Origin of the sequence: Streptomyces katrae (assembly GCF_000966975.1) — a bacterium.
In the GTDB taxonomy this organism is placed as follows: Bacteria; Actinomycetota; Actinomycetes; order Streptomycetales; family Streptomycetaceae; genus Streptomyces; species Streptomyces katrae.
The window spans coordinates 1-10,254 of record NZ_JZWV01000706.1 but is presented as its reverse complement, the minus strand read 5'-3'; the positions used below and the strand labels follow the sequence as shown (position 1 = coordinate 10,254).

At 71.2% G+C, this 10,254-nt stretch carries 12 protein-coding genes; 5 read left to right on the top strand and 7 right to left on the bottom strand.

The features are described from left to right. On the top strand, positions 1-1,240 hold a 1,240-nt coding region (locus VR44_RS24710; protein ID WP_045949785.1), incomplete at its 5' end, for a penicillin acylase family protein. Next, complete coding sequence (locus VR44_RS24705) at positions 1,237-1,824, top strand: GNAT family N-acetyltransferase (protein ID WP_045949784.1); 588 nt, start codon at positions 1,237-1,239, stop codon at positions 1,822-1,824. The genes VR44_RS24710 and VR44_RS24705, both read left to right, overlap by 4 nt. Here the strand turns inward: VR44_RS24705 and VR44_RS24700 are convergent. Further along, positions 1,799-2,596 (bottom strand): alpha/beta fold hydrolase, encoded by a 798-nt coding sequence (locus VR44_RS24700; RefSeq protein WP_045949783.1) that lies wholly within the window; start codon positions 2,594-2,596, stop codon positions 1,799-1,801. The genes VR44_RS24705 and VR44_RS24700 overlap by 26 nt on opposite strands. Positions 2,597-2,754: 158 nt before the next feature. On the opposite strand from VR44_RS24700, the gene VR44_RS24695 reads away from it, so the two are divergent. From VR44_RS24695 to VR44_RS24685, 3 genes are read left to right on the top strand one after another with little or no spacing between them, the layout of a single operon-like run. Further along, positions 2,755-3,579, top strand: coding sequence for a helix-turn-helix domain-containing protein (locus VR44_RS24695; RefSeq protein ID WP_045949789.1), 825 nt, complete (start codon positions 2,755-2,757; stop codon positions 3,577-3,579). Further along, complete coding sequence (locus tag VR44_RS24690) at positions 3,576-3,818, top strand: DUF397 domain-containing protein (protein WP_045949782.1); 243 nt, start codon at positions 3,576-3,578, stop codon at positions 3,816-3,818. Before VR44_RS24695 ends, VR44_RS24690 begins: the two co-directional genes overlap by 4 nt. 59 nt (positions 3,819-3,877) lie before the next feature. Next, a complete protein-coding gene (locus VR44_RS24685; protein WP_094191886.1) occupies positions 3,878-5,401 on the top strand; it encodes a serine/threonine protein kinase in 1,524 nt (507 codons plus the stop codon). Between the two features lie 13 nt (positions 5,402-5,414). Here the strand turns inward: VR44_RS24685 and VR44_RS24680 are convergent, their stop codons facing one another. The 6 genes from VR44_RS24680 to gatC form a co-directional block, all read right to left on the bottom strand. Beyond that, the gene (locus VR44_RS24680) at positions 5,415-5,939 is read right to left on the bottom strand and encodes a hypothetical protein (protein ID WP_245692156.1); all 525 of its coding nucleotides are present in this window, start codon (positions 5,937-5,939) and stop codon (positions 5,415-5,417) included. Between the two features lie 135 nt (positions 5,940-6,074). Further along, the gene (locus tag VR44_RS24675; protein WP_045949781.1) at positions 6,075-6,317 is read right to left on the bottom strand and encodes a type II toxin-antitoxin system Phd/YefM family antitoxin; all 243 of its coding nucleotides are present in this window, start codon (positions 6,315-6,317) and stop codon (positions 6,075-6,077) included. Between the two features lie 141 nt (positions 6,318-6,458). After that, on the bottom strand, positions 6,459-7,973 hold the full coding sequence (gene gatB / locus VR44_RS24670; RefSeq protein ID WP_094191885.1) for an Asp-tRNA(Asn)/Glu-tRNA(Gln) amidotransferase subunit GatB: 1,515 nt from the start codon (positions 7,971-7,973) through the stop codon (positions 6,459-6,461). A gap of 16 nt (positions 7,974-7,989) precedes the next feature. Continuing rightward, a complete protein-coding gene (locus VR44_RS24665; protein WP_245692157.1) occupies positions 7,990-8,169 on the bottom strand; it encodes a hypothetical protein in 180 nt (59 codons plus the stop codon). 62 nt (positions 8,170-8,231) lie between these two features. After that, positions 8,232-9,731 (bottom strand): Asp-tRNA(Asn)/Glu-tRNA(Gln) amidotransferase subunit GatA, encoded by a 1,500-nt coding sequence (gene gatA, locus VR44_RS24660; protein ID WP_045949779.1) that lies wholly within the window; start codon positions 9,729-9,731, stop codon positions 8,232-8,234. A gap of 5 nt (positions 9,732-9,736) precedes the next feature. Continuing rightward, positions 9,737-10,033: an Asp-tRNA(Asn)/Glu-tRNA(Gln) amidotransferase subunit GatC gene (gene gatC, locus VR44_RS24655; RefSeq protein WP_007266718.1), complete on the bottom strand. Its 297-nt coding sequence runs from the start codon at positions 10,031-10,033 to the stop codon at positions 9,737-9,739. Positions 10,034-10,254: the final 221 nt, after the last annotated feature.

Genomic DNA, 10,254 nt, shown 5'->3' with positions numbered 1-10,254 from the left:
GTGGGAACCGGTCGCCCGTCACACCGAGACGATCACCGTGGCCGGCGCCGAGGACGTCGAGGTCGAGATCCTGGAGACGGCCCGTGGCCCGGTGATCGTCAACGAGGACTCCCGCGCCCTCTCCCTGCGCTACCCGCCCCGTGTCCGCGCCGACCTCGGCTTCGCCGCCCTCCCCGCCCTGCTGCGCGCCCGCACCGTCGCCGACGTGGACCGGGCCCTCGACGGCTGGGCCGAGCCCGTCAACGTGGTGCACGCCGCCGACTCCGAGGGCGGCCTGCTGCACCGCGTCGCGGGCGCCGTCCCGCTGCGCGAGGCCGCGAACCGGCTGCGCCCGGTGCCCGCCTGGGACGCCCGCCACGCCTGGCGCGGCTGGGCCGAGACCCCCGCCGAACCGGTGCGGGGCTTCGCCGTGATGGCGAACGCGCGCGGGATCGCGTCCCCGCTCGGCGTGGAGTTCGCTCCCCCGCACCGCGCCGACCGGATCCGCGCCCTGCTCAGCGACTCGGCCGACTGGTCCCCGAAGGCGATGGCGGACGTCCACCGCGACACCCACCTGGCCTCCGCCGCCCCGCTCCTCGCCCTGCTGCCCGGCCTCGAACCCCTCTCCCCCGCCGCGGCCCGGCTCCGTGACCGGCTGCTGGACTGGGACCGCCGCATGGAGGCCGACAGCACCGACGCCGCCGTCTTCGCCTCCTTCCGCACGGCCGTCGTACGCCGTCTCGCGGCCGACCCCGTCTTCGCGGAGCTGGCAGGCGCCCCCGACGGCCCCGAGGTGTTCCACCCCTGGCTGTACCTGATCCCCCGCGTCGGCTACGCCCTGGAGGGCCTCCTCACCACGCACCTCCTCCCCGGCCTGGACCGCGCCGCACACGTCCGCGCCGCCCTGGAGGAGACGGCGGCGGCCGAAGCCCCCGAGGCCCCCTGGTCGGACTCCCACCGCCTGACCCCCTGGCAGGCCGTCCCGGACCCGGACGCCGAGTGGCCCGGCCTGGGTGGCGACCACGACTGCGTGAACGCCACCTCGTCCGTCCCCGGCGTCACCGACACCGTCGCCCGGGCCTCGGCCGCCCGCTACGTCTGGGACCTGGCCGACCGCGAGAACAGCCTCTGGGCGGTCCCGCTCGGCGCCGACGGCGTCACCGGCTCCCCTCACCACCGCGACCAGCTCCCGCTCTGGGCCCGCTGCGAACTCGTCCCCGTCGTCACCGACTGGACCCGCCTCACCAAGGAACGCTCATGACCCGCACCCCCGTCTACACCCACCCCGTCGAGGGCTTCGGCACCGTCTCCTTCACCCCCGTCGAGCCCGCCGCCGACGCCGCCCTGATCCACAGCTGGGTCACCGAGGAGCGGGCACGCTTCTGGGGCATGGGTGAGGCGAGCCGCGAGCTGGTGCAGGAGATCTACGAGGACGTGGACCGCCGCACCACCCACCACGCGTTCATGGTCAGCCTCGACGGGGAGCAGGTCGCGCTCTTCCAGACGTACGACTGCGCCGAGGACCGGGTGAGCGAGTGCTACGAGGTCCAGCCCGGGGACGTCGGCGTGCACCTGCTGATCGGCCCCACCAAGGGCCCGGCCCGGCACGGCTTCACCGGGGCCCTGATAGAGGCCTTCATCGCCTACCTGTTCAAGGACGGCGGTGCCGTGCGAGTGGTCGGCGAGCCGGACGCCCGCAACGCCAAGGCGATCGCCCTGCTGGAACGTTCCGGCTTCGAGCTCGGCCCGGAGGTGGAACTCCCGGAGATCGACCTCCCCGAGGTCTACCTCCCGGCCAAGCCCGCCCGCCTGGCCTTCCTCAACCGGCAGGCCGCTGCTCGCTGAGGAACTCCGTGATCAGCGCGGCCCATTCGGCCGGGCGCTCGGCGAAGGGGAGGTGCCCGGTGGGCAGTTCCGCGTACCGGGCGCCCGGCACGGCCTCGGCCAGCTCCTTCTGGAGCTCCAGGGGCACGAGCCGGTCCTCGGTGGTCGCGATCACCAGGGCCGGCACGGAGACCCCGGCGGCCTCGGCCCGCAGGTCGGCCCCCTTGATCAGGTCGACCTGCCCCACCGTGCCGGCCGTCACGGAAGCGGCGGTCGCCCGCACCACCTCCTCGGCCTCCTCGGCGCTCAGCCCCTCCAGCACCGCCGGGTTGAGCGCCAGCGGCACCATCAGCCGCGCCAGCAGCTCGTTCTCCCCGCGTGCGGCCAGCCCCGACCACAGGTCGCCGACGAACTTCAGCCGGTTGCCGGCGCGCACGAAGGTGGCCGTGAGCACGAGTGCGGTCACCCTCTCCGGATACCGGGCGGCGATCCGCAGCGCCACGTTCCCCCCGAGGGAGTACCCGAGCACCGCGAAGGTCTCCAGCCCTTCGGCGTCGGCGGCGGCCACCAGCTGATCGGCCAGCTCGTCCAGCCGGAGCGGCCCCTCGGCCACCGGGGTCTCCCCGGCCCCCGGGTAGTCGACGCCCACGACGCTGTACTCGGCGGCGAGCGCGTCGAGGATCACCCCGAAGTTGCTCTCGACGCCGCCGCCTCCACCGTGGGCCAGCAGCAGACCGGGACCGCCGCTTTCCTTGCGGACGGTACGGGCGTAGGCAGCAGTGATGACAGACATGGCAGGACCTCGTTCATTTCCCTAGCGGTCGTTACAGATTCAACGGTACACGCTTTCTCTATCGATCACTACAGAAATAGCTCGTACACCGGTTTTGTACGGGTGGTGTACGTGCGGTTCGCGGGTCAGCCGGGCCGGGAGGGGGGAAAGTGTCCGGCATGCCCCAGAGCAACAGGCCCAAGCGCAACGCCTCTTGGAAGGTCGTCGGCGTCCTGCTGGCCCATCAGCGCAAGCGCGCCGGGTACACCCAGGTGCAACTGGCCGAACTGGCCTTCTGCGACGTGGAGTCCATCGCCTCCGTGGAACAGGGCCGGAGGCCGCTATCCGTCCGGATGGCCGAGGTCCTCGACAACCACCTCGACTCGAAAGGAGTGCTTCATGACGCGGCGGCAGCCATTCCACGCCGCGAGCGATATCCAGCCTTCGCCCGGGAGTACATGGAGCACGAAGAGGAAGCGCTGAGCCTGTTTTCCTACGAGAACGCAGCCGTTCCAGGACTGCTCCAGACCCCCGAGTACGCGGCGGCAGTCTTCTCCAACTTCTACCCACCCATGCCCACGGACCAGATCAGCCAGCAGACAGAGGACCGCATCGCCCGGCAGAAGCTCTTCCAACGGGCGCCCCAGCCACCGGTGATGCACTTCATCGTCGAACAGTCCCTGCTGGAGCGCCCCATCGGCGGTCGAGCCGTCCTAAGGGGACAACTGCGCCATCTCCGCGCAATGGCCGAACTGCCCTTCGTCGGCTTCCAGATCATCCGCACCGACCGCGACTCCCACGCCGGTCTCGCTGGCCCGTTGGTACTCCTGGAGACCCCAGATCACGATCAGCTCGGCTACTTGGAGGGGCAGCACGTCAGCTTCCTCCAGGACGACCCGGACGAGGTCCATCTCCTCCATCTCAAGTATGGGATGCTGCGTTCGCAGGCGCTCTCCATCGAGCACAGCAAGAGCCTGCTGGACGACCTGCTAGGAGAGTCATGACCCACCAACTGGCCTGGTTCAAGTCGAGCTACAGCAGCGATGCGGGCGGTAATTGCGTCGAAGTCGCGTACCACTGGCAGAAGTCGAGCTACAGCGGCGACGCCGGCGGCGACTGCGTCGAGGTGGCCGCCCACCCCGCCGCCGTGCACGTCCGGGACTCCAAGGTGACCGGCGGCCCGATCGTCACCGTCGCCCCGGGCGCCTGGGCCTCCTTCCTCGCGACCGCCGTTTCCCATTGACCCCACCCGCCCCGGCCAGCCAAGCTGATCTCCACCAACTGACTGGCCCGGGGGGCGGATTGACCAGCCAGAAGCTGTACATCGGACCCGACTCGGCGCCCGACCGGTACCGGCTGCTGCGGTCCATCGGGCGCGGCGGCGAGGCCGTGATCCATCTCGCGGAGCTGGAGCTGGCGGGCGGGGCCGAGCCCGTCGTCGTCAAGGTGCTCGACTCCAAGACGACGATCACGTCCGAGGAGTTCTCCCGGATCAGCCAGAAGTGGAACGAGCAGGCCGAGTTGCTGCGCTTCGTCCACCGCCCCGGGGTCGTCGGTGTACGGGAGCACTTCGAGGGCCCGCCGATCCACCGGGCGGGTGAGGCCTCCGGCCTGTCCGGACGGTCCCTGGTGCTGGTGATGAACCGCGTGAACGGCGTCGACCTGCGCGACTGGCGGGCCGAGCGGGACCTCTCCACCCCCGCCGGACGGCGCGAGGTGCTGCGGACGCTGGAACAGCTGGCCGAGGTACTGGACTGGCTGCACTCGGGGAAGGCCACCCCGTCCGGGCGTCAGGTGGTCCACGGCGACCTCTCCCCCGGCAATGTGATGGTCGACGCCGACGGGCAGGCCACGCTGGTCGACTTCGGCCTCAGCAAGCTGACCGCCGAACACCGCACGGCGGAGATCTGGTTCACCCCCGGCTACGCGGCCCCCGAGGTCTTCGACGGCCGCCGCACCCCCGCCACGGACCGGTACGCCTTCGGGGCCCTCGCCTACTTCCTGCTGAGCGGGGAGTCCCCGCCCCGCACGCCGGGCCTCCTGGCCGAGGCGATGGCGGAGCTGCCGCAGGTCGCGGCGCTGGACCCCGGGCGGCGGGAGCGGATCGCGGCGCTCTGCGCCGTCGACCCGGAGCAGCGGCCGCTGAGCCTGGCCGGCTGGGTGCAGGAGGTTCGCCAGGCGGTGGTCTCCGTCCCGCATGAAGAGATCCAGGACGCGCGGCCCGCACCGGCGCCGACGGCGCGGCGACGCAGCCCGGTACTGGTCGCGGCCGCCTGCGCGGTACTCCTGGCCACCGCGGTCATCACCGGCGTGAAGCTGTTCGGGGACGAGGGCGACGGCAGCCCGGACCGTGCGGGAGGCACGCAGCCGACGGCCCCGTCCGCGTCCCGCTCGTCCACTCCGCCCCCTGCCGCGTCCGACGCGGGCGGGGTCTCGCTGACCACCCTCCAGCCGGTCGCCAAGGGCGAGTACGCCTGGTTCGAGGCCGGTGACGGCACGCTCGGTTCCCAGCGCTACGACACCGCCCTGGTGGCCGCCGGACCCTACAAGATCTGCGACGGGGCGGCCTCCTACGACCTGGGCGGCGGCTGGAAGACCCTGACCATGGTCGCCGGGGTCGACGACGCCTCGACGCACGCGAACGCGCGCGTCAGCGTGGGGGTGGACGGGAAGTCCGTGTGGAGCGGGACCCTGCGGGTCGGGTCCCCGGAACCCCTGTCGCTCGACGTGGCGAACGGCCGGCGCCTGGACATCTCCTACGTCGACCCGGGGAACACCTGCGGAATGGGCCGGCTCGTCCTGGGCACGCCCACCCTGAGGAAGTAGCGGGGCGGCGGCTTCAGTCGGCCGCCGACACCCCGAGGTCCACCCGCATGGCCGCGCGCATCTCCCTGAGCAGGTCCCAGATCGCCTGCTGGGCCCGGGAGACGGTCTCCATCGTCTCGCCCGCCTCGGGGGCGCCCCGCTCCAGGCGCTTGACCTGCCCGTAGACCAGGGTCAGGGCGTGGTTGACGGCGGTCGCGGCGGCGAGCACGGCGTCCGGGGCGATCATCTGCGCCTCGGAGTACGTGTCCCGGTGCGCGGCCTTCGCCGCGTCGAGCGCCTCCCGGTCCGCGTCCTGCACCCCCTGCTCCCGCATCACGTGCAGGTGGCGGTTGAGGGCGGTGGTGTACTGGCGCGAGTCCCGGTTGAGGGCCGCGTAGCAGGTGCGCCGCAGGGCCAGGTTCTCCCGTACCTCCTCGTGCTCCCGTACGAGTTCTATCTCCCGCCGCTTCGCCCGCTCCGCGCCCCGCTGCGTGAGCAGCGACGCCCCCAGCGTCCCCGCCACACCCACGACGGCGACGACCATCGCCCCGATCTCCACCCGTATCCCCCGTACGTTGTGGGAGCAGCGCTCATCGGCAGCTCCCCGCCTCCGCCGTCACCGACAGCAGGTCCGTTCCCTCTTCCCACGGCCCGATCCGCTCCTTGGGCCGGATGGTCATGCAGTAAAACCCCATCAACCCATCCCGAAGGCGTCGCCAACGTCGCCGGGCAGCTCATCGGAGTCGTCCGGGATGTGGATCGCGCCCGCTAGGGAACCGCGGCCCGTCCGCGGGACGCCGGGATGCAAGGGAATCACCTTGGCAATCGGTGTGCCCGCCTTGGTGATCGCCACCTCTTCGCCGGCGGCCACCCGCTCCATGATCTGCAAGAAGCGGCCCTCGGCCTCGTGGACGTCGTACTCACGAAGCTCTTCCATGGCTGCCTCCCCAGCAGAGCGGCGGGTGGGCTGATCAGCGATCAAGGGTAGCCCGGTGATCCGGTCTCCGTCAGCGCACATGGCGGAGTGGCCCGCACCGGATCCGGTGCGGGCCACTCCCCTGCGAAGCGATCAGCCGGCTCAGCCCTCGGAGACGCCGAGCTTCTCCAGGATGAGCTCCTTGACGCGGGCCGCGTCGGCCTGGCCGCGGGTGGTCTTCATGACCGCGCCGACCAGGGCGCCGACGGCGGCGATCTTGCCACCGCGGATCTTGTCGGCGATGGCCGCGTTGCCCGCGATGGCCTCGTCCACGGCCGCGCCCAGCGCGCCCTCGTCCGAGACGACCTTCAGGCCGCGCTTCTCGACGACCTCGTCCGGGGTGCCCTCGCCGGCGAGGACGCCCTCGATGACCTGGCGGGCCAGCTTGTCGTTCAGGTCGCCGGCCGCGACCAGGGCCGCGATACGGGCCACCTGGGCCGGGGTGATCGGCAGCTCGTCGACCGACACGCCCTGCTCGTTGGCGTTGCGGGCGAGCTCGCCCATCCACCACTTGCGGGCGGCCGCCGAGTCGGCGCCCTCCTCGATCGTGGCGACGATGGAGTCCACCGCGCCGGCGTTGAGGATGGACTGCATGTCGTGCTCGCTGACGCCCCACTCCTCGCGGAGTCGGTTGCGGCGCAGGCGCGGCATCTCCGGGAGGGCGGCGCGCAGCTCCTCGACCCAGGCGCGGGCCGGGGCGACGGGGACCAGGTCGGGCTCCGGGAAGTACCGGTAGTCCTCGGCGTTGTCCTTGATGCGGCCGGCCGTGGTGGAGCCGTCCTCCTCGTGGAAGTGCCGGGTCTCCTGCACGATGGAGCCGCCCGACGAGAGCACCGCCGCGTGGCGCTGGATCTCGAAGCGGGCCGCGCGCTCGACGGAGCGCAGCGAGTTGACGTTCTTGGTCTCCGAGCGGGTGCCGAATTCCTTCGTCCCGTTCGGGCGCAGCGACAGGTTGACGTCGCAGCGCATCTGGCCCTTGTCCATCCGGGCCTCGGAGACGCCGAGCGCCTTGATGACCTCGCGCAGCTCGGCCACGTACGCCTTGGCGACCTCGGGGGCCCGCTCGCCGGCGCCCTCGATCGGCTTGGTGACGATCTCGATGAGGGGGATGCCGGCGCGGTTGTAGTCCAGCAGGGAGTGGGACGCGCCGTGGATACGGCCGGTGGCGCCGCCGACGTGCAGCGACTTGCCGGTGTCCTCCTCCATGTGCGCGCGCTCGATCTCCACACGGAAGATCTCGCCGTCCTCCAGCTGGACGTCGAGGTAGCCGTTGAAGGCGATCGGCTCGTCGTACTGGGAGGTCTGGAAGTTCTTCGGCATGTCCGGATAGAAGTAGTTCTTCCGGGCGAAGCGGCACCACTCGGCGATCTCGCAGTTCAGCGCGAGACCGATCTTGACGGCGGACTCGACGCCGATCGCGTTGACGACCGGGAGCGAGCCGGGGAGACCGAGGCAGGTGGGGCAGGTCTGCGAGTTGGGCTCGGCGCCCAGCTCGGTGGAGCAGCCGCAGAACATCTTGGTCTTGGTGCCGAGCTCGACATGGACCTCAAGGCCCATGACGGGGTCGTACGACGCGAGGGCGTCTTCGTACGACAGCAGTTCGGTGAAGGTGGTCACGGTGAAACTTTCCCTCTCAGCCCAGCAGGACGTCGTCGTCGCCCAGGCGCTTCAGCTCGCGGTACAGGATCGCGAGGCCGGTGACGATGGCGGCGGCGGACACGACGGCGTCGACGAGCTGGAGCGTGTCGTGCTCGGTGCGGGCCTTGCGCACCTGCTTGATCACACTGATGGCACCGAAGGCGGTGGTGCCCATCGACAGGTAGGTCCCGGTCTTCGACTTCTTGAAGCCCTTGGCCTTGGACAGCGCACTCGAACTCACAGCGACGGAGCCTCCTCAAGCAGCGGGTGGCCCCAGCGCTCGACGAAGGCGGCCTCGACGGCCGCGCCGACCTTGTAGAGACGGTCGTCCTTCATCGCCGGGGCGATGATCTGCAGACCGACCGGCAGGCCGTCCTCCGGGGCCAGGCCGCAGGGCAGCGACATGGCGGAGTTGCCGGCCAGGTTGGTCGGGATGGTGCACAGGTCCGCGAGGTACATCGCCAGCGGGTCGTCGGTGCGCTCACCGATGGCGAAGGCGGTGGTCGGGGTCGTCGGGGAGACGATCACGTCGACCTGCTCGAAGGACTTCTCGAAGTCCTTCGAGATGAGCGTGCGGACCTTCTGGGCGGAGCCGTAGTACGCGTCGTAGTAGCCGGAGCTGAGCGCGTACGTGCCGAGGATGATGCGGCGCTTGACCTCGTCGCCGAAGCCGGCCTCGCGGGTGAGGGCGGTGACCTCCTCGGCGGACTTCGTGCCGTCGTCGCCGACGCGCAGGCCGTAGCGCATGGCGTCGAAGCGGGCCAGGTTGGAGGAGCACTCGGACGGCGCGATCAGGTAGTACGCGGCCATGGCGAGGTCGAAGGACGGGCAGTCCAGCTCGACGATCTCGGCGCCGAGCTCCTTGAGGAGCTCGACGGACTCGTCGAAGCGCTGGACGACGCCGGCCTGGTAGCCCTCGCCGCGGAACTGCTTGACCACACCGACGCGCATGCCGGCGACGGAGCCGTTGCGGGCGGCCTCGACGACCGGCGGGACCGGGGCGTCGATGGAGGTGGAGTCGAGCGGGTCGTGGCCGGCGATGACCTCGTGGAGGAGGGCCGCGTCCAGGACCGTACGGGCGCACGGGCCGCCCTGGTCGAGGGAGGAGGAGAAGGCCACCATGCCGTAGCGGGAGACGCCGCCGTAGGTGGGCTTCACGCCGACGGTGCCGGTGACGGCGGCGGGCTGGCGGATGGAGCCGCCGGTGTCCGTGCCGATGGCGAGCGGGGCCTGGAAGGCGGCCAGGGCGGCCGCGGAGCCGCCGCCGGAACCACCGGGGATCTTGGTGAGGTCCCAGGGGTTGCCGGTCGGGCCGTAGGCGCTGTTCTCGGTGGAGGAGCCCATGGCGAACTCGTCCATGTTGGTCTTGCCGAGGATGACGACGTCGGCTTCCTTGAGCTTGCGCGTCAGGGTGGCGTCGTAGGGCGGGATCCAGCCTTCGAGGATCTTCGAACCGACGGTGGTCGGTACGCCGACCGTGGTGAAGATGTCCTTGAGGGCGAGCGGGACGCCGGCCAGCGGGCCGAGCTTCTCGCCCGCGGCGCGCTTGGCGTCGACGGCGCGGGCCTGCGCGAGGGCGCCCTCGCGGTCGACGTGGAGGAAGGCGTGGACCTTCTCGTCGGTCGCGTCGATGCGGGCGAGGTGGGCCTCGGTGACCTCGACGGCCGTGAGCTCGCCGGAGGCGATCTTCTCGGCGGTCTGGGCGGCCGTCAGCTTGATGATGTTGGTGTCAGCCATGGTGATTAGTCCTCCCCCAGGATCTGCGGCACCTTGAAACGCTGCTGCTCCTGGGCGGGAGCGCCGGAAAGCGCCTGCTCGGGGGTGAGCGAGGGACGGACCTCGTCCGCGCGCATGACGTTCGTCAGCGGGAGCGGGTGGGAGGTCGGCGGGACGTCTTGGTCGGCGACCTCGGAAACGCGGGCGACCGCGCCGATGATGTCGTCGAGCTGTCCGGCGAAGTGGTCGAGCTCTTCGCTCTTCAGTTCCAGACGTGCCAGCCGAGCGAGGTGGGCGACCTCCTCGCGCGTGATGCCAGGCATGCAGCGATCCTCTGGGGGTGGTGAGTGTTGTGTAGTTTCGGGGCCAATCCTATGGGGCCCGCCCCTGGACCTGGTAAACGGTTTGCCGCGGGCCTGCGGCGCGGGGTGGGTGCAGCGCTGCGCGGAGCCGTCTCCCCGCCCCACCCTTCGCCCGTTCCCGCCTCAGACGCCGGCGCGGCTGAAAAGCCCCTGGGGCTCCGCCCCAGACCCCGCGCCTCAAA